The sequence below is a fragment of the Methanobacterium congolense genome (assembly GCF_900095295.1).
GTDB classification, from domain to species: domain Archaea; phylum Methanobacteriota; class Methanobacteria; order Methanobacteriales; family Methanobacteriaceae; genus Methanobacterium_C; species Methanobacterium_C congolense.
Genome location: NZ_LT607756.1, coordinates 1,282,354 through 1,303,083 on the forward strand (window position 1 = coordinate 1,282,354; position 20,730 = coordinate 1,303,083).

The window sequence follows — 20,730 nt, forward strand, 5'->3', positions numbered from 1 at the left end:
GTTTAGATGGAATACTTCATTAGGCCATGGTTGAAATTAAAGATACAATGTAGGTAGGATTTGATGAAAACTCCAAAGGAACTCAAGGTCAAACCAATAAGAAACGGGACAGTTATTGATCATATAACAGCTAACAGGGCTTTAAATGTTCTTAAAATATTAGATCTACCCAATGGGGAAGCTGCAGTTACCATTGCAATGAACGTGAAATCTTCCCAGATGGAGAAGAAGGACATTGTTAAGATAGAGGGTAGAGAGTTAAAATCAAAGGAAGTTGATAAAATAGCATTGATCGCACCTCAGGCAACGATAAATATAGTCAGAGACTATGAAATCGCTGAAAAAGGTAAAGTAGAACTTACAAACAAGGTTAAAGGTATTCTGAAGTGTCCTAACCCTAACTGTATTACAAATGCCAACGAACCTGTGAAAACCCAGTTTTACGTTATGGAAAAGGAACCTGTAACCTTGAGGTGTTACCACTGCGAGAGAATGATGGTTGAAGAGGACATTGAATCCCAATTCCGACTCTAAGATTCAAAATCCCAGTATCACATTCAATTAGTGGGAGAAGGAAATATGATAAAAAGGGAAATTTTAGATGTTGAGACCCATGAAAGGGTTGAAGTGATGGACATAACCTCCCAGGTTAAGGATGCTGTGGATAAAAGTGGAATAAAAAATGGTATCGTAAGTATTTTTACACGTCACTCCACTTCAGGGGTGGTTATCAATGAGAATGAATCTGGACTCGTTGATGATTTTGTGGATGCTCTGAATTTTCTCGTTCCAGGTGGGAATTACAAACACAACCGTATAGATAACAATGCAGATTCACATATAAAGGCATTTTTAATTGGAAGCAGTGAAAACATTCCCATTGAAGGTGGTTCAATGGGACTTGGGACCTGGCAGAGTATATTCTTTTTGGAACTGGACGGGCCCCGGCAGAGAAGGGTGGATGTTACAGTTCTTGGGGAATGATATATAGAAAAGCCCCCCCCCAAGTTGATTTAAAAACTATGATTTAAAAGTCAAATTTTTATTTCAATGGCCTTTTATTCTTCAAATAAATATTCTTTTCAAAAATCTTTAACTATTTAAATAAACCTTAAAAATAAATTTTTTAGTTTTTTACAAATGGTTTCATAAATCTGCAAAGTTTAAAAATTAAAATTATTTAAATAATAATTTTTTTTAAATAATAATATTAAAAGAAAATTATTTTATAATAAAAAAAGGATTTGAAGGTTGAACTGCAAGTTTTTAATAAAAATATAAAAAAATATAAGGGATTCAAAACGTTTTTTTTAAGCCATTCATATTCCCTTAAATTCAACTTCAAATGCAACAACTGGATATTCCATCTCAAAGTTGGTTATAACCTCTGGGTGGAGTTCCCCAAAGAATCCCATGATCTGAACCTCCTGTTTCCCTGATTCTGAATCATTGGACGTTTCTTTTATTCCCTTGATACCTGCACATCTTCCACCTATGAATGAGGGATGTTCCAGAGGTTCTATCTCCATTTTAAGACCGAGATTCTGGATCATTGCATCTGTGATGGATTTTATCTCAGTGAAATTTGCAGTTGAGTGCACAACAGCTCCTGCAAGTTTTTTGACTATTTTTGTATGGGTTTCAGTTTCCCCATCCATGTAAACAACATCCCCCACCTCAAATATCTTCTGTGGAAGTTCTTCGTGCTTATTGTCCTCCAGAAATTCCATTAAACCATTCAGGAGACTTTTTCTTATCATGGTCCTGTCCTGAGAGATTGGCTGGGCCACCATAACTCTGTCATCCTCTGGAAGTCTCATATCATAGTAGTGGTGCTCCTCGTTGGTGAGCATTAAACTCATAACCTCATTGAAGCCCATTCCAGTCATGACCTCCCTGATCCTGTTTTCAAAGAACCTTGTTTTATCCTCGTAGGCTATGGTTGCAATGTCTGGAAGTTCAGAGCCGATATCCCTGAATCCATAGCCTATTGCAATGTTCTCAATAAGGTCAACCTCATGGAGCACGTCTATCCTGTAGGCCGGTACAAGAACCCTGATCTTGTCATCTGATTCTGCCTCTGCATGCAGTCTGACACGTTTAAGCATTCTTACAACTTCAGGTGCTGTGAGTTTCTCACCTATACGTTTCTGAGCATTTTTAACACTCACATAGAACTCCTTTGGAGTTAAATCAGGTGTTTCAACTTCCCTATCCCCATATATTACCTTCACAGTTTTTATCTTGCCACCCGCCTCTGCAAAGGAGGTTGCAATGATGTTGAGTGCGTGGTTCACTGCACGTTCATCCGTACCCGTCACATCTATGAAAACGTTTCGGGTTTCGGTTGAAAGTTTTGTGAGGTCTCCATTTATTATAGGGGGCATTGAAAGTATATTTCCCTCAGAATCTTTTATAAGAGGATATTTATCGAATTTTTCAATGAGGTGTGCGTACTTCCTTCCCTTTTTGTGGTTTTCAAGTATCTGGCGTAGCGACTGGGGTTCCGTCATTTCAAGGGCTAGGAATGATTCTGAATCTGGATCTGCGGCCATGTATGAGAATGGGGGTTTTAAAACGTCCAGGTTGTGGATTCCGATGGCGACCTTCTTCCTGTCCCTTCCAATAACCCAGTGCAGGTCCTCCTGGAAGTCCATGAGCTGAACCAGCTTTTCATCATCTATGTTGACGCCCTCAACTATGCAGCAGGAAGTGTAAGGCCTTATAACCTTAAGTTCAGGGTCCACTGTCATGGTGGTGCCTGATGGAGATGTTTCATAGATGGGCATTCCTTCTTCAATACCAAGCATCCCCTTGAGGGTTCTGGTTATTCCCTCCACACTGTAGTGGTCAGGTCTGTTTGGGAAAAACTCAACCTTCAAATTTTCGTCATCGTAATCCTCAATATCACTTCCTATCATTGGAAGCATATCTATTAGTTCATTTTTTGGAATTTTTTGGCCTAAAGCTTCGTCAATATCCTTGTAGCTAAAGTTTATAACTGGCATTTATTATACTCCTACTTCAGTTGAAAATTAAATTGATAAAAATGGTATTTTCCTTAATTTAGTTTGATTAACTACTTTGAATATCTATTTTGATATTATAAAAAATGATCCCAAATGATAAGTGTTTGAAGGTAGGGTTAAAAATAATGTCAGAAAATCTGTTAAAAATCCTTTAAAAAAAAGTTTTTGAAAAAAGTTATATTGTTGAAGGTTATTTAGCAGGTGTTTATGCAGGTACCCCTGCAGAGAACACCAGGATGAAGAAGAATGATTCAATCACGAAGTGAAGTGATCTGTGGTAAAGTGGCTTTAACTTAAGCCCTGAAAGTTCGTGGTACAGATCTATAACCATGTGAATGGCTGCAGCCAGTATTCCAATCTCAAATGACCAGAAAACCAGTGAAAGGACCACGAAATGGAACATGGCCTCCATAGATTCATGAACCACCCATAATCTTATATTTGAAGCAACAAAACCTTTTATCAGACCTGCAAGTAATATGTAAAAGTCGAAGAGCACGTTCCACATTATTTTACTGTGGACCTCATCACTTACTGCAAGGACAACTGCTATATAAAACCACAGAATTTCCATTGTTTTATCACCACAAATTATAGGTTCTGGAAGTAACAATTAAATGATATCAGTTACTTAATATCAGTTAATTATCCATATGTATTCAAGTATATTAGTTTATCTAATTCTGAAACTTATAATTAAATTTACGTATGATAAACAACTTACAAAGAAGATTTATTAACCAGAATTAACAGGAGAAGTGAAATGACAGAAGACAACATTCCAAAAGACTACGATCACCAAAAAGAAAAGGACTGGCAGGTGAAGTGGGGCAATGATGATGCACACAAGTTCATAGGTGACGGTACACGCCCACGTTACATCATCGACACACCACCACCATACCCAACAGGATCCATACACATGGGCCACGTTCTCAACTGGGTTTACATAGACATGATAGCACGTTACAAAAGAATGAACGGCTTTGACGTGCTATTTCCACAGGGATGGGACTGTCACGGACTTCCAACAGAGGTTAAGGTTGAAGAAACCCATAACATCCGTAAAAATGATGTTCCAAGGGATGAATTCCGTGAGATGTGCATAGAACTCACCCACGACAACATAGAGAAGATGAAAACACAGATGCAGTCACTGGGATTTTCACAGGACTGGTCAAGGGAATTCGTGACCATGACCCCAGGGTACAGGAGGAAAACCCAGCTTTCATTCCTGAAACTCTATGAAAAAGGACTTATATACAGGGCGGTGCACCCTGTAAACTGGTGCCCTCGTTGCGAAACAGCAATAGCCTTTGCAGAGGTTGAGTACCATGAAAATGAAACCAAACTGAACTACCTGGAATTTCCAGAGGTTGATGGTGATGGTAACGTACTCATTGCAACCACAAGACCTGAACTCCTCTGTGCATGTGTTGCAGTTGTTGTACATCCTGAAGACGAACGTTACAAGCACCTTGAGGGAAAAAAGGTAAGATTACCCCTCTACAACCGTGAAGTCAGCATAATAACCGACAGGGACGTTGATCCAGAGTACGGTACTGGGGCAGTTATGATATGTACCTTCGGTGATAAAACAGATGTATCATGGGTTAACAGGTACGATCTTGACATAATTGAAGCCATCGATGAAACTGGAGTTATGAATGAGGTTGCAGGTAAATATGCAGGATTCACAATTCCAGAGTGTAAATCTGCCATCATAGAGGACCTTAAATCCGAGGGATTCCTGACCAAACAGGAAAAGGTTGACCAGAACGTTGGACTCTGCTGGAGGTGTAAAACACCAATAGAAATACTGGTTAAAAAGCAGTGGTTCGTTGCAGTTAAAAAGTTAACAGATGAGATATACGAAGCTGCAGATGAAATGACATGGATGCCTGAACACATGAAGACCAGGCTCCTGAACTGGACAGGTTCCATGGACTGGGACTGGTGCATATCCCGTCAGAGGCTCTTTGCAACACCGATACCAGTATGGTACTGTAAGGAATGTGGAAAGGTTCACCTGCCCAAGGAAGAGGAACTTCCAGTCGACCCCGCCCTGGACAAACCATCTATGCCATGCGAGTGCGGCTGCACTGAATTTATAGGTGAACTGGATGTTCTGGACACCTGGATGGACAGTTCAATAACTCCACTGGTTATAGCAGGCTGGCCATCACCAGACTTTAAAAAACATTTCCCAGCAGATCTGAGGCCACAGGGACATGACATCATACGTACATGGGCTTTCTACACCATATTAAGATCTAAGGCACTTACAGGACAAAAACCATTTGAAGGAATCGTTGTGAACGGTATGGTGTTCGGTGAGGACGGCCACAAGATGAGTAAATCATTGGGTAATGTTATTGCTCCTGAAACAGTTATTAAGGACTACGGTGCAGATGCCCTGAGACTGTGGGCTGCAAACAGTGTTCCAGGTTCAGATGTTCCATTCGCATGGAAGGATGTGAAGCACGGCTACAAATTCCTCAGGAAGTTCTGGAATGCATTCAGATTCATAAACATGCACATAAAGGACTTTGAAATTGATGATGAGTCCAAAGAGAGGATCAGAAGCAACTTCAAACCAATGGATCGTTGGATACTGTCCCGTTTGAACCGTCTTGTTGAAAGTATTACAGATGCCATTGAGACCTACAACTTTGCAGAGGCCCGTAACAGCATTCAGGCCTTTGTATGGCACGACTTCTGTGATGAGTACATAGAGGCTGTTAAGTACCGTCTCTACAACGATGACCCTGAAATGCTTGATTCCAAGGAAGCTGCACAGTACAGTTTAAAAACAGTTATAGAAACCACCCTGAAACTGTTATCACCCCTTACACCCCACTTCACAGAGGAAGTTTACCAGTACCTCAATCCAGAAGGTCTGAGCATTCACAAGACTGCCTGGCCTGAAGTTGAAGGGGATCTTATAAGTGATGAAGCTGAGGATCTGGGTGAAACCACTGTTGAACTCATAGGAGATATCAGAAGGTTTAAATCTGCATCTAAAATGCCATTAAACACTCCAATAAAATTCACAGCAGTTTACACAGAAAATAAAGGATTATATGATGATTTAAATGGTTTATCTGAAGATATAATGGGAACCATGAGAATCAAGGACTTGAAGGTTGAAATGGGAAAACCAGATGTTCAGGAGAAGGTTGTTGAACTCACACCGATTATGTCCAAGGTAGGACCCCACTTCAAAGGTGATGCACCGAAGATAGTACAGTACGTAGCTTCAAATGACGCTGATGAGATTGCAGAAACCCTTGACAGGGACGGAGAAATCTCAGTAGAGGGAGTCACACTCACATGGGAGTACCTGACCCCTAGAAAGGAGATAATTGGAAAAAGCGGTGAAAAGGTGGACATAATCCGGTCCGAAAACTTGGATATCGTGCTTGAGATTGTGAAAAATTAAAAGGGAACTCATTCAAATATTTAAATTGCAGTGAACTGTTTATTTAAATGTAAATTTGAGTGTTCGGACAAACCTAAATCAGATGATTAAATCAGATGAGTCAAACATCTAAATATAGTAAAAAAACACTTATCAAGGAATGAAATTAACATGGAACTCACGGTTCAAAGGACAGAAAGTGTGGAGGGCACTGTTAAAGCCCCTCCATCAAAAAGTTACAGTCACCGGGCATTCATACTGGCCTCCCTTGCAAATGGAAGGTCCGTTGTCAGGGATGCACTATACTCAGAGGACACACTAGCATCCCTCGAAGCCTGTAGGGCACTTGGAGCAGAATTTGAAAGAAAATCTGATGGTGACTGTCTTATCCATGGTTTTGGCTGCAGTCCCAGTACACCAGAGGATGTTCTGGATGTTAAAAATTCAGGCACAACCCTCCGCATAATGACAAGTGTCTCTGCCCTTGCACCTGGTTTTACAGTGTTCACGGGTGATGATTCCCTTAGGCAAAGGCCCATGCAGGACCTTCTGGATTCACTCCAGAATCTTGGAGTGAATGCACATTCAACAAAAAATGATGGTAAAGCACCTTTAATTGTTGAAGGAGGATTCAAAGGTGGTAAAACCAGCATCCCTGGAAATGTGAGTTCTCAGTTTATTTCTTCACTACTTATAGCTGCCCCTTATGCTGAAAATCCTGTTGATATAAATGTAAAAGGAGATTTTATTTCCAAACCATATGTTGATATGACCACAGATGTTATGAAAAAGTTTGGGGTTAATCTGGATTATGATAGGAAAAATAATTCATTCCATGTGGAACCCCAAACCTACAAAAGCAGAGATTATACTATTGAAGGAGATTATTCTTCAGCATCATACATTATTGGGGCTGCAGCAGCACTCAAATCAAATGTAAAAATAAAAAATCTTTTTAAAGATTCAAAACAAGGCGATAAACAGATATTAGATATTGTTAAAGAAATGGGTGCTGAGGTTAACTTTAAAAAAGATGAAGTAGTAATACGTGGACATGGGAAACTTAATGGTGTTGAAGTGAATCTGGAAAATGCACCAGACTTACTACCAACAGTTGCAGCACTTGGAGCAATAGCTGAAGGTGTTACAACGATTAAAAACGTGGCACATGCTCGATTTAAAGAAACTGACAGGATTCACACTTGTGCTCTAGAACTTTCAAAGATTGGAGTCAACGTTAAAGAAAAAGAAGACGGCCTCATAATTAAAGGTGGAGCTAATGGCGGGATTGTTAAATCCCATGGAGATCACAGGTTAGTAATGGCTCTTTCACTTGTTGGACTTAAAGTTGGCAACTTAAGAATAGAAAATGCTTCAGTTTACGATGTATCTTTCCCAAAATTCCCAGAAGGCATGAAGGAACTTGGATGTAAAATTAATCAGGTTTAACTGCATAAAAAATGTTGATATATCTGTAAAATACAATATAGGTTGAAAAAATGGTGCAAAAGAAAAAGGGAACAAAAATTGTCATTCTTGGATCAGCAGATTCTGGAAAAACAACCACAATAGAAAATCTCTTAAACCGAAAAAAAGAAAAAATTACCAAAATTGAGTGTAAAGGAACAACAGTAGCACTTGATTATGGAAACACGATAATCAACGGCCAAAGATTCCATATATTCGCCACTCCTGGCCAAGAAAGATTCCAATTTATGCGTGAAATCCTTTCAAACGGGTTAGACGGTGCAATCGTAGTTATAGACAACTCTGAAGGTGTTACAAACACAGATATAAAAATATTAGAAAATTTAAATTCAAGCAACGTTCCTTATGTAATATTCAGCAATAAACAAGACATATCACCTGGAAAAATCGAATCAACACATATAAATCCTGATATTCCTGTAATTCCAACCACTGCAACAACTGGAGAAGGAATTCAGGAAGGTTTGAACATTCTTTTAGATTTAATGGAAAATTAATTCATAAAAATTTATTTTTACCAAACTTTTATTTTATTTAACAAGAAAACATGTCATCAATTATTTTAGGCCCCTCGACCATTGCCAGCCAATTTTGGTGTGAAATGGCAGTGGATTTAAGGCGAAAATATGGAGAAATTTCCACGCCAGAAAAAGAAAAAGGCACTGAAATCCATAAAGACCGTTTTCTTGAAGTTTTAGAAGAAATCGTTGTTGATATCAAAACCCCTGGCGATAAACTTCATTCTAATGTTCACAATATTCTCGTAGGGTTGGAACTTTACAAAAAAGAAGGTTTAACCCGTGAACTTCCCATAGTATCCAAATTTAATTCTGCACTTATAATGGGAATCATTGATGAAGTAAAAGAGATAGAAGAAATTGAAATTCATAATAATAAACAGGTTAAAGCTAAAAAAACACAAGTAGTAGAAATGAAAACGCGTAAAAGTCTGAATCCACCGTCAGCTCAGCAGATAATTCGTGATAAAATGCAGGGGATGATTTACTGGTATGGGCTTAACTCCATGATTAATAAAAAGACTGAAATGGGAGATTTCTGGCAAGTATATGGTGTTGATTTAATAGAAAATGATTTCAATGAACTAATTTTAAGCGAGGAATATATGAAAAGCCTTGAAATTCCCCAAAATCAATGGAACACATATGGAACTCTTCTTTCAGTGGGAAATTTAATTAATAAAATGCTTAAAAAGGCCAGTGAGTTACCGTCGCTATCAAAAACTATTGAAATTAATTATATACATCAAAAAACACTTCATGAAGTTCACAAAGAAAGATACCGATTTGACGAACGGTTTTTTTCACGTGGAATGAAATGGGCACTTGAATATTGGGCAGGAAAAAGAGAACCCGTTTCTGTTGGAGATGCAAATAATTGGAAATGCAATTTTTGTAGTTATTACACTGTTTGTCCTTCAATACACAAAAAATGGAAAGAAGGTGAATAAAATTCAAAAGAAGATCAAAGATATCATGGGAAGACTTGAAAAATATGTTGTTGAACCTGCAAAAAATCCAAATCCATTTAGAGTGTTGATTACAACAATTTTATCCCAAAGAACACGTGATGAAAACACTGAAGAAGCTGCAGCTACCCTTTTTTCTGTTTATAAAACACCTGAAGAAATTGCAAATGCTCCAACTGAGGAAATTGAAAAATTAATTAAAAAAGCAGGTTTTTTTAGAGTTAAAGCAAAGCGAGTTAAGGAAATTTCAAGAATTATTCATGAAGACTATGATGATGTTGTTCCCTGTGATATAAATGAATTATTAGGTCTTCCAGGAGTTGGAAGGAAAACTGCAAACTGCGTTATAGTTTATGGATTTAGAAAGAATGCTATTCCTGTGGATGTGCATGTTCATCGAATTTCAAATCGTTTAGGGCTTGTTAATACCAAAAATCCTGATGAAACAGAATTTGAGCTTGCAAAAATTGTTCCTGAATGTTACTGGCTTGATTTAAATGAGAAATTTGTGCGTTTTGGGCAGGATATCTGCAGGCCAATTGGGCCAAAACATGAGGAATGTCCTATAGCTGATTTATGTGACTTTTATAAGGAAATTCAAAAGAATTAATCTTATTAACTCTTGCCAATCACATCAAATTATTTTTAAATAGAAAAAAATGCAGTAAACCATTTTAATTTCATATTTATAGATAAACTCTTTTTTGATACTTTTTTATTTCTTTTGTTTTCAGTTTATTTTTAAAAGTTCGATTTATAATTGTTATGATACTATAATACTACAATTTCTGTGTTTATTTTAAAATATATCTTTAAAAAATATTGTATAATTTATTTAATACATTTATAATAAAATTAAAATAAAATATCATACAAAGATCCCAAATTTGTTCTATTATATAAGTTTTTTCTATTAATTCAAATAGAAAAGTATTAAAAGAGGATTAATGATAATACGAAGTAATACATGAATTTAAAATGGATAATATGACATGAAAAAAGTAATACATAGGTAGTAATACATAGGTGATTTTGTATGAAACAAGAATTTAAAAAAATATTGGATCATCCAATAGATAGGAGAACATTCCTGAAAGCTGTAGGTGCAGGAACCGTGGCAACACTGTTTGGTGGACAATCAACCATGGAAGAAGTCTTTGCAGCTTCTCCAAAGGTAGGAATAGTCCAGCTTGGAACTTGTGCAGGATGTCAGGTTTCCTTAACAGAATTTGGGATGGATATGAGGTACATTAGCTCTTCAAACCCAACTACTGCCGACATACTACCAACAATAGATATAAAATATGCACCACTTCTAGTAGATGTTCTAGCTGAATCATTTGAGAATATTAGCTCCCTTGATATTTGTATAATTGAGGGTATTGCAGGCCCCACAGTTGAGTCTTCAGAACTTCTGGATCACGCCAGATCGATTTCAACTAAGGTTGTTGCATTAGGAGACTGTGCATCATACGGCGGAGTCCCTGGTTTGAATTCAAGAAAGGGTCTTTTAGATCTTTATCCCATAAACAAAGTAATTTCAGTAGACGCCTACATCAGAGGATGTCCACCTCAACCAGAACAAATCTGGTACATGGTAACAGGTGGTGCAATAGGCGAAGCAATAAAACCTGGAAGAGTATGTGATCCATGTATCTATGATCCTAAAGGCCCTCAAGCAAGTGAACTAGGCCAGCCCGGATGTAAAAAACATCTCGGATGTCAGGGTCACGATAGTCCATGGCAATGTGGAGCTACAAGAAGCACTGGTGGAAAAGCACCATGTACACTGGTTGATGATATTTGTATAGGATGTTACAGAGACCAGTATCCCGTAACACCATATTATGTTAAAGGTCAAGTACAAATGAGAAATCAATATGGGGCTGGAAAACAAACCCCTAGTGGAAATACAACAAACGCAACCACAAATACAACACTAAATAAAACAGGAATGATAGGCAAGTAGGTGATTTAAATGGCAGTTGAAATAAAACCCGTAACAAGAATTGAAGGCGATGGAAAACTTGAACTAGAAACCTACTTGGACGAAGCTGGAAAATTAAAAGTAAAAAATCTTCTAACACCAAATGACGGAACTATAAATTTACCAACAGATAATGCTGCAAGATATCCAAAATTCTGTGTCACAGAATTTAGAGGATTTGAAAAATTTGCAGTTGGAGAACAGCCAGACACTGTTACAAAGCTAGTTCCAAGAATATGCGGTGTTTGCCCAGTGCCTCAAAACATGGCGAGTACATGTGCAGTTGAGGCTGCTTATGGCACCAATATAGTTAACAATGCAAAAGCAGTGCGAAGATTCATGCTTGCAGTGCATACAGTAAACAGTCATCTACTGCACTTTTTTGTACTAGCTGGAAAGGACATTCTACCACAGAGTATAATAGATCAAGAACTTCCTAACATAATTAGTGCCCACAATAAAGCACAGGCTTGTGTAGCAGTATTTGGAGGAAAACCTGTTCATCCTGCATCATGTATTCCTGGAGGACAGACTAAAGTTCCAAACAGTACAGAAATTGGACAGATCAGAGCACGAATGCAAGAAATACAAAGTTATGCAACTTCCCTTTTAGGTGCATTAAAAGGTGCACTATTGAACCTACCAAACGACTTTGGTATAAGACCTAGTAACTACTTGAGTTCTGGTGTTCCTTTCTATAGTGGTGTTTCTGGATCATTTTCATACTTTGGATCATCAGGAGGAGTTGTAATCAGAAATCCTTCAAATCCAACTGACTTCAATTCAGCTACTATAGTTCCATTTAACCCAGCGAATGTGAAAGAAGAAATCATAACACCCTACGGAAGCGTTATAAATCTTCCAACAAACTACAGTTACACTAAAAGACCATATTACACCCACAACGGCGTAAACTATGTATGTGAAGTAGGACCTCTTGCAAGACTCGCAGTAGCATATAAGGCTGGTGACAGCGTTGTAAAATCAACTGTAGATAGCATTGCAAGTAATTGGGGTGTTGGTGCAAACGATATATTATCCCCATCAACCAGGAACAGACATATAACCCGGCTTATAGAAACCGTGATAATGATTGACAGAATTTTAAATGGCGGTTGGTCAAACATAGCCCAAGTAGATAGTTACTCACCTCCAAACGAGAAAGCCGGAACTGGTATGGGTATAGTTGAAGCACCTCGTGGAACATTGATACACAGCATAAAAGTAGGATCTGATTTAAAAACTGCATCATATGACTGTATGGTACCGACTACAGCAAACACTGGAGCTATGGAAGAAGCTGTTGCAGATGATCTCGTGGAGATAAGACCTGAAACAATAGAATTACTAGGGCGTGAACCAACAGAAGACGAAAAACTGCTTTTAGGAGATGCAAGCCGAAGCATAAGAGGATTTGATCCATGTTGTTCATGTTCCTCTCACATGATAGAAATTAAAAACCCAGATGGCACTAAAAAACGCCACCTTTGATTTATTTTTGGTGGAAAAATGATCTGTGTAGTTGGCTTTGGAAATTTATTGCTTGGAGATGATGGAGTAGGAATAAGAATAATCCAGAGACTTAAAATGATGAATCTTCCAAATTATGTGGATGTAATAGATGCTGGAGCCTGTGGGGCAATCCTATTCAGCCTAATTGAAAAATATGACAAAATAATTGTGGTGGACGCTGTTAGATCCAATCATGAAATTGAAAGAATCATTTTAATGAAGGCATCTGAAATAATGAAAGCAAATGAAAGATATTATTTTTCTGGACATGATTTAAATCTGTTAGATATATTTTCAATGATAGAATCTATCTATTCAGACAATCTATTGGATAAAATATGTATTATTGGCGTTAAAATCCAAAAAATTGAAGAATCATTAGAACTTTCAGAAAAAATTATGAAAAGTATGGAAAAAACTGTGAATTTGATTACAACTAACTTCCTAAATGAGGGTGATGAAATATGGAAGAACCACTGATTGCGCATTTCGACGAACTGAGAAGTAGATTAATAAGAATTGCTATTGTAATTATTGCAATATCTGCTGTTACGTTCCCATTTGCCAATCAAATTCTTATTAGAATTCAGAATGATTTACTACCTGAAGGAATGCGTTTAATTGTAATAGGTCCATTAGAAGCCATATGGGCACAAATAGAAGTATGTATGCTTGTTGCATTTGTAATTGCTCTCCCATATATCATCTATGAAACTATGAAATTCTTAAAACCCGCTCTTAAAGGTTCTGAGAATTCTTTTTTAATAAAAACAATACCTCCCGCATTGATACTTTTTGGAATTGGAGCTATATTTACTTACAAAATTGTGCTTGTAGTAACACTTAAATTCCTTATTGGTTATGCAACATCCTCAGGTGTTATACCTCTTTTAAGTTTAGGAGATATCATATCATTTATACTCCTAATGATTTTGGTATTTGGGCTACTCTTTGAATTACCCCTTGTTTGTTGTGCTCTTGCATCACTTGATCTAATTGATTCTGATACTCTTACAGGTAACAGGAAAGGAGCTTACGTCGGTATTTTGATTATTGCAGGAATTTTAACACCTGACCCCACACCATTTACTCAGCTTATTGTCACATTACCAATGATCATTCTCTTTGAAATAAGTGTTCTTTTGATTAAATACATGCACAGAGATAAGAAAATGGAGGTTACAAATGATGCATCCGTTGGTTAAGGAGGTGAAAAAATGATTGGTGGACTTGGAATGCCAGAACTTTTAATAATCCTTTTTGTGATCCTGCTCCTTTTTGGTTCAAAGAAACTTCCAGAACTTGCAAAAGGAATGGGTAAAGCATTGGGAGAGTTTAAAAGAACTCAACGTGAGTCAGAGTTTAAAATAAAAGAAGAACCAAAAGACGCAGAGGTAATAGAGAAAAAAGAGGAAATAAAAACTGAATCTAAAGAAGAAACAGTACAAACAACTGAAACAACTGAAAAATCAGAAACAAAAGCATGAAAAATAGAATATTCTTTAATGAACGTTTAAACTGTTTATTAGTTTGTCTATAATCCAATAGAATATTCTTTAATGAACGTTTAAACTGTTTATTAGTTTGTCTATATAATTTTTTAGTCTATGTACTATTTATAGCATACAATTAAACAGAGGTTAACAAAATGAATAACAAATACCTTATCTTAATTTCAGTTTGTCTGGCCATCATTGTATTGGCCACATCTTTATATGGGCTTTCTAAAACCCCAAACATTTCTACAAGCCCAATAACATCATGGAATTCACAAATTACGTCTCCACAAATCAGTGCCACTTCATTTGTGGATCCTTCAGCCAGAGTAATCGGAGACGTGACTATTGGAAGTAATGTTTTCATTGGTCCATTTGCATCAGTGCGTGGTGATGAGGGATCACCTATTTATATTGGTGATAGTTCAAACATCCAAGATGGTGTGATTATACATGGTCTTAAAGACCCCCGAGTAACTGTTGGAGGTAAAAACTATTCTGTCTACGTTGGAAAAGAAGTTTCAATGGCACATGGCAGTATAATTCACGGTCCTGTCTTTATTGACGACAAAAGTTTTATTGGCTTTGGTGCAGTGATATTCAAAGCAAATATAGGTAAAAATTGTGTGATACTACACAATGCAGTGGTGACAAATAACGTAAATATAGCCGATGGTAAATATGTACCAGCCGGTGCAATAATCGACGACCAAGCAAAAGCAGATGCACTAACAGAAGTTCCAGAAACTCTCAAAGAACTACCTCCAGACGTAGTAAAAGTCAATAAAGAACTGACAAACACATACAAACGCTAATGGGATATTAACTCAGTTTAACATGTTCCCCCCATTATTTTTTTTAATGATAAATGAGTTAATAATATCCCATTAGTTTTTTAGTTTTTTTGGCATGATCTTATTTTAATTGACTTTAAAAGTGAATGAACTTCGTAAATAATAGATTTGATAATAAAAATTCTAAAACATCTCAGAATATAATTCTCAAAAAAAGCCCCCTAAAAAAAGGATGATTCAAAAATTATTAATTAGATAAGACTTTTTTATAACAATGCATTTAAAGTATTTATAACCGATAGTATCTGCTTAAACAGTAAAATTATACCTTAAAATATGTTTTTCCTAATCTAAACTTTAAATAAATAACTGATAAAAAAAATTAATCTCAAAATTCAAGATACACTATTACTAAATTCAGTATCCTTACTTAAATTTGTTAGATATATATACATTGAACAATTAATAATATGACTAGAATCTGATTAATATCATAATCAAAAATAAATAATATTTGGATTTCTATTTACATATAATAATTTTCATTATTAAAAAATAAGTTATATACTTTTTCAAAATAATAGTGTTAGCAGCCATGATTTTGGTTTTGTTATTATGCAGTATAAAAAAAAGAAAAAACGTCAAGATGTAGATGAATCTAAGAAATCAGAAGACATCTTTGTAGAAGATGATAATTTCAATGAAAAAATGCATTTAAATGAGGTTTTTAAAGAATCTGAAGGAAGATATAAGTTTCCTATTAATAATTCTAAAGTTCCAATGAACATCTTCTCTGAAGATATGAAGATTTTGGATGTAAATAAAAGACTAATTCAACTCTCAGGATATTCTAAAAAAGAGCTTTTATCCATGAAATTGAAAGATATATACCCTGAATCAGCTGAAATCTTGAGTGAAGGAATAAAAAAGATAATTGAAGCTAAAAAATTTCCTATTTTTGAAGTTAATTTACATACTAAAAAGGGGAAGATTATACCTGTTGAAATAGTTGTCACTGAACTTAAAAATTATGGTCCAAAAAGTGTTTTCCAAGGTACTGTGAGAGATAGTGACGCGCTTATACAAATAGAAAAAGCTTTAACTGATATTGAAAAAAGTTTTAAAACGTTAGTTGAGACTTCCTTTGATATTATCCTGCTTTTTGATCGAGACTGCAGAACTCTTTATGTGAATCCAACAATTGAAAAGCTAAGTGGTATTCCTCCAGAGGATTTTATTGGCAAAAAGTTTGTACAACTTGGTTTATCTGATGATTTAGTTAATCTGTATAAAGAGACTGTTTATAAAGTTTTTGAAACCAAAACCGATGATCGTGTTGAATTAAAACTTCCTAAAGGTATTTGGATAGATGCGTTTTTAGTACCTGAATTTGATGAAAAAGGTGATGTAAAGTTTGTTATAATTACTGCACGAGATATCACTGAACGTAAGCATGCAGAGGAAAGATTAAGGGAAAGTGAAAATAAGTATCGTGGACTTGTCAATAGTTGTGTTGATGCTGTGATATCTGTTGACATGCAAATGAGGATCACTATGTGGAATCCTGCAGCAGAGAGATTATTTGGTTATAATGAAAAAGAAATACTGGGAAAAAGCTTAATGACAATTGTTCCAAAAAGCTATAAAAAAGAAAAAGAAAAAGAAAAAGGATTTGATGAATATAGGAAAACTGGTGCAAGTATTGTTATAGAAAAAACTGTAGAACTTGAAGGACTAAGAAAAGACGGGATGAAAATTCCTATAGAGCTTTCAATTTCATCAACAAGAGTGGGAGAAAACGAAAATCCTACTGCAATTATTAGAGACATCACTGAACGTAAAAAGATGGAAGAAACCTTAAAACATAGTGAAAAATATCAAAGAACTATTTTTTCTTCAGTCCACACAGGAATTATTGTAGTTGATGAGAAAACCCATGAAATACTTGATGTTAATCAAGTAGCCGCCGACCTCATAGGTGTTTCAAAGGAAAAAATTATGGGGAATATATGTCACAGATACATATGCCCTGCTGACGAAGGTAAATGCCCCATCAGTGACCTTGATCAAGTTGTAGATAATTCTGAACGTGTCCTTTTAGATGTTAAAGGTAATAAAATACCCATATTAAAAACTGTGATTCCAATAAAATTAGTAGGACGTGAATGCCTCCTTGAAAGTTTTATTGATATGACTGAACGTAAAAAAATGGAAAATGCCTTAAAACATAGCGAAGAAAGTTTCAGGGCTTTATCTGATGATTCAATTGACCTTATCATGCGCCATGATAGGGAGCATAGACATCTTTATGTGAACCCCATTGTTGAAAAGTTTATAGGTATTCTGCCTGAGGACTTTATAGGTAAAACACTTAAGGAAATGGGGTTTCCAAAGGATTTAGTGAAATTGTGGGAGAAAGCTATTGACAAAGTATTCAAAACAAAAAAAAATAACCACATTGAATTCGAACTCCCGAAGGGTATATGGATAGATGCATTGTTAGTGCCAGAATTTGATGAGAAAGGTGATGTAAAAATTGTTTTAACTTCAGCACGTGACATCACTGAACGTAAAAAGATGGAAACCGCCTTGTCATGGGAAGTTTCAATTAACAATGCTTTGGCTAAATTATCAAGAAATCTCCTGTCTCAAGCCTCAATTGATGATATTTCATATCTTGTTTTAGAACATGCCAAAGATCTAACCTGCAGCCAATACGGTTTTGTTGGATATATAAATCCTAAAACAGGTTATCTAATGGTTCCTACCCTCAAACGAGATTTCCGGAAAGAATTAAAGAAAAAAAATAAGAAAACAGTTTTTAAGAAATTTAAGGGATTGTGGGGTTGGGTGTTGAATAATAAAGAGTCAATCTTCACCAATGATCCTGCTTGGGATCCAAGATCAACTGGAACTCCTGAGGACCATATCGCAATTAACAATTTTGTATCCGCCCCTGCGATGATAGAAGACAAATTAGTAGGGCAAATTGCTTTAGCTAACGCAGACCATGATTATACTAAAAAAGATTTGGATTTAGTAGAACGTTTAGCTGATCTCTATGCCATTGCTATTAATCGTGAATTATTAGAAGAAAAAATTCGTGGAAGTGAAGAAAAACATAGAAAAATAGTTGAAAAATTTTTAGAAACTGTGTCAGAGGATTAAGTGAGACCAAAAATCTAAAGGCATATTTCAAATATTTTTGTCTTTTTTTAGATAGTCCCTCTTAAAAGTAATCATTTCCCAAGCATTGCAATTTCTTCCGCAAATGCCCCCAGAACCTTTTTAGATAATCCCTCTACATATTTAAGAGATCCTGCACATTCATGTCCTCCACCGTCTATTCCTGCTTCTGGAATTTCTCCATCAAGTTTTGTGATTATGGTGTTTAAATTGAATCCAAACATTTGATTTACAGCATCCGTAGCCCTTATCACTCCAAAATCAGGACCGTAAGAAAGGGTTACTATTGGTTTTTCTTCACCATATTTTTTAACCATTGTATCATGCACATAACCTGTTGTTTTACCTGGTGCTGGATATGTGAATTTAAAAGCGAATTTTTCAACATCTAACACGTTGAATATCACGCCATTTGGTAATTTCTGGGTTTTAAGGTTGGGAAGGGCTGCTCTAAGCTGGTTTTTAACCCTCTTTTCAGATTCATTGTAAAGTGCTTCAATGAGTTTTGCATGTTTATCTCTATTTCCAATACCAAGAATTGTGTCCATTATTCCCCTACCATTCATGAATCTCAGATAAAACGCTTCAAAGTCTATACATGTTGCAACCTTGTCAAGATCATCCCTGTTGTAACCCTTCTCTTCTGCAAGTTTTATGTAGGCCTCAGCTTCTTCTGATCTGGCATGGTCACCCACTGCTGCTATACCTGGGAAGTGTATGAGTCTGTCCTTGACATCAGGGTTTATCATCTTTGCAACCTCAACTGCAAGGGCACCTGCTGTTATCTGGGAGTCTCCACCAACCAGATACGGGTTTACATGGGTGTCCACGTAGTCATCCACTGCAACCCTTCCATCAGTTACCTCACCTGGGAAGTGGTGGTCTATAACCACGACCTCGATACCGTATATCTTAACCTGCATAATGGCCAGTATGTCTTCCTCAGTTGATCCATTATCCAGTAAAACCAGAAGTGGAAGTTTCTGACCGTGCCTCTCCATGTCCTCAAGTGAAAAAGATAGATCCTTAACAACATCTTCTATTTCATAGAAAGGTGCTTTGCTTGGTGCTCTTTTGAAGAAATGCCATTCTGCGTCGCTGTCGTTGTTGGCCTCCTTGAGTATTGGTACAACTGCCTTTTCAATGGCTACACCTGCACATATTCCATCTGCATCTGCATGGTGCCTTACAAGTATGGATCTTCCATCGAGGACAGCACGTCGTATTGCCTTTGCAGCTTCCATCATCTTTGGCCTTAACTTCTCAAGTGTTGGACTCTCTATAAGGAATTCAGTTGGTTCTGGCTCTGCACGCTCATCAAGGGCATCGTTTATGAGTTTTCGCATTTCAGCCTCTTCCTTGCCCTGAATCTTCTCTATGGACTCGGATTCTATCTGGATCTTTCCACCGTGGAGTGAGACTTCCCCCATGATCTCAACGATGTCCCCTGTAACCAGCTCGGGGTAAACCCTTACACCAGGTTCGTTAAAGGCTGCAGCCCATGTTACTGATGTTTCATCTGAAACCGTGAATATGGTTGGGCCTGAGGTCTGCTGTATCTGCACTATTTCTCCGTTGAGCCTAACAGTTTTTCCCATGGATTTTTTGGTTATATCACCTATTCTGGTTCTTGCAACGTTCTTTTTGAACTTGACAAGTTCGTATCCACCCTCGAACTTTGAGGTTGTAAGGTCAACTTCTCCTTTTTTACGTTTTATCTCGATGATCTTAACGAATATTTCTTCCCCTACACTGAAGGGTGGTGATCTCATTCTTAAAAGTCCGTAGGTTTTTTTACTGAGGCTAACAAATACCCCGTAATTTTCCACCCTTGTGATCTTACCTTTGTAGTTTGAACCCACTTCAAGGTCGTCTATGTCGCATGCTGGGCTCAGTATGTAAACTGGAGTTTTTGTTTCACAGTCAGGGCAGTAGTCTCCAGAATCTATTTCCCTTCCGCATTTTTTGCATACATTCATTTCACCTTTACCTCCACATTCTGGGCATGTTTCATGGATTTCTATTTCTCCTTTGCCCTTACAAGTACTGCATGGGACTTCTTCGTCCTCATCCAGCTGGAAGTGTTTAACTGCGTTGTTGGATAGTCCTTTGAAATGATCCTTAAGGTTCACCTCACCTTTAACTCCTGTTCCATGGCAGGTTTCACATTCCCTGTAATCTGTAATTTTGTAGCCTTTTCCTTTACATTTTAAACATGTTCTTTTCATTCATTAAACCTCGTGAATATAATTATTTAACTTAATTTTTGCATGGATATGTGTACTTGATTCACTAAAACTCATAAAAAAAAGAGAATAGTTTTATATATCC

Annotated in this window: 17 protein-coding genes; 14 read left to right on the forward strand and 3 right to left on the reverse strand. The window is 36.7% G+C overall.

Going from position 1 to position 20,730, the window contains the following annotated elements; genetic code table 11:
* Positions 1-63 precede the first annotated feature (63 nt).
* Positions 64-534, forward strand: coding sequence for an aspartate carbamoyltransferase regulatory subunit (gene pyrI, locus MCBB_RS06105; protein WP_071906926.1), 471 nt, complete (start codon positions 64-66; stop codon positions 532-534).
* 45 nt (positions 535-579) lie between these two features.
* Positions 580-984 carry a secondary thiamine-phosphate synthase enzyme YjbQ gene (locus tag MCBB_RS06110; RefSeq protein ID WP_071906927.1) on the forward strand — a complete coding sequence of 135 codons (405 nt, stop codon included), beginning with the start codon at positions 580-582 and terminating at the stop codon, positions 982-984.
* Positions 985-1,319: 335 nt separating this feature from the next.
* On the opposite strand, the gene pheT is transcribed toward MCBB_RS06110, so the two are convergent.
* Together pheT and MCBB_RS06120 are read right to left on the reverse strand one after the other, a co-directional pair.
* Positions 1,320-3,008, reverse strand: coding sequence for a phenylalanine--tRNA ligase subunit beta (gene pheT / locus MCBB_RS06115; RefSeq protein ID WP_071906928.1), 1,689 nt, complete (start codon positions 3,006-3,008; stop codon positions 1,320-1,322).
* Between the two features lie 226 nt (positions 3,009-3,234).
* Positions 3,235-3,603, reverse strand: a complete 369-nt coding sequence (locus tag MCBB_RS06120; RefSeq protein ID WP_071906929.1) for a hypothetical protein — start codon at positions 3,601-3,603, stop codon at positions 3,235-3,237.
* Positions 3,604-3,792: 189 nt separating this feature from the next.
* Between MCBB_RS06120 and MCBB_RS06125 the strand changes: the two genes are divergently transcribed.
* From MCBB_RS06125 to MCBB_RS06180, 12 genes are all read left to right on the forward strand, one after another.
* Entirely contained in the window at positions 3,793-6,471 is a 2,679-nt protein-coding gene (locus MCBB_RS06125) for a valine--tRNA ligase (RefSeq protein WP_071906930.1), read from the forward strand.
* Positions 6,472-6,621: 150 nt separating this feature from the next.
* The gene (gene aroA / locus MCBB_RS06130) at positions 6,622-7,899 is read left to right on the forward strand and encodes a 3-phosphoshikimate 1-carboxyvinyltransferase (RefSeq protein WP_071906931.1); all 1,278 of its coding nucleotides are present in this window, start codon (positions 6,622-6,624) and stop codon (positions 7,897-7,899) included.
* A 50-nt stretch (positions 7,900-7,949) separates the two neighbouring features.
* On the forward strand, positions 7,950-8,435 hold the full coding sequence (locus tag MCBB_RS06135) for a GTP-binding protein (protein WP_331709786.1): 486 nt from the start codon (positions 7,950-7,952) through the stop codon (positions 8,433-8,435).
* 104 nt (positions 8,436-8,539) lie between these two features.
* Positions 8,540-9,406, forward strand: a complete 867-nt coding sequence (locus tag MCBB_RS06140; protein ID WP_071906932.1) for an exonuclease V — start codon at positions 8,540-8,542, stop codon at positions 9,404-9,406.
* A 25-nt stretch (positions 9,407-9,431) separates the two neighbouring features.
* Positions 9,432-10,034: an endonuclease III domain-containing protein gene (locus tag MCBB_RS06145; RefSeq protein WP_145976018.1), complete on the forward strand. Its 603-nt coding sequence runs from the start codon at positions 9,432-9,434 to the stop codon at positions 10,032-10,034.
* A 426-nt stretch (positions 10,035-10,460) separates the two neighbouring features.
* On the forward strand, positions 10,461-11,393 hold the full coding sequence (locus MCBB_RS06150) for an NADH-quinone oxidoreductase subunit B family protein (protein ID WP_071906934.1): 933 nt from the start codon (positions 10,461-10,463) through the stop codon (positions 11,391-11,393).
* 9 nt (positions 11,394-11,402) lie between these two features.
* Positions 11,403-12,902 carry a nickel-dependent hydrogenase large subunit gene (locus MCBB_RS06155; RefSeq protein ID WP_071906935.1) on the forward strand — a complete coding sequence of 500 codons (1,500 nt, stop codon included), beginning with the start codon at positions 11,403-11,405 and terminating at the stop codon, positions 12,900-12,902.
* 18 nt (positions 12,903-12,920) lie between these two features.
* Positions 12,921-13,403 carry a hydrogenase maturation protease gene (locus MCBB_RS06160; RefSeq protein ID WP_071906936.1) on the forward strand — a complete coding sequence of 161 codons (483 nt, stop codon included), beginning with the start codon at positions 12,921-12,923 and terminating at the stop codon, positions 13,401-13,403.
* Positions 13,388-14,128 (forward strand): twin-arginine translocase subunit TatC, encoded by a 741-nt coding sequence (tatC, locus tag MCBB_RS06165; RefSeq protein WP_071906937.1) that lies wholly within the window; start codon positions 13,388-13,390, stop codon positions 14,126-14,128. Before MCBB_RS06160 ends, tatC begins: the two co-directional genes overlap by 16 nt.
* 12 nt (positions 14,129-14,140) lie before the next feature.
* Complete coding sequence (gene tatA / locus MCBB_RS06170; RefSeq protein ID WP_071906938.1) at positions 14,141-14,410, forward strand: twin-arginine translocase TatA/TatE family subunit; 270 nt, start codon at positions 14,141-14,143, stop codon at positions 14,408-14,410.
* Positions 14,411-14,622: 212 nt separating this feature from the next.
* Positions 14,623-15,234: an LbetaH domain-containing protein gene (locus MCBB_RS06175; RefSeq protein ID WP_171899096.1), complete on the forward strand. Its 612-nt coding sequence runs from the start codon at positions 14,623-14,625 to the stop codon at positions 15,232-15,234.
* Between the two features lie 594 nt (positions 15,235-15,828).
* A complete protein-coding gene (locus MCBB_RS06180; protein ID WP_071906939.1) occupies positions 15,829-18,381 on the forward strand; it encodes a PAS domain S-box protein in 2,553 nt (850 codons plus the stop codon).
* Between the two features lie 71 nt (positions 18,382-18,452).
* Here the strand turns inward: MCBB_RS06180 and MCBB_RS06185 are convergent, their stop codons facing one another.
* Positions 18,453-20,627, reverse strand: coding sequence for a DHH family phosphoesterase (locus tag MCBB_RS06185; RefSeq protein ID WP_071906940.1), 2,175 nt, complete (start codon positions 20,625-20,627; stop codon positions 18,453-18,455).
* Positions 20,628-20,730: the final 103 nt, after the last annotated feature.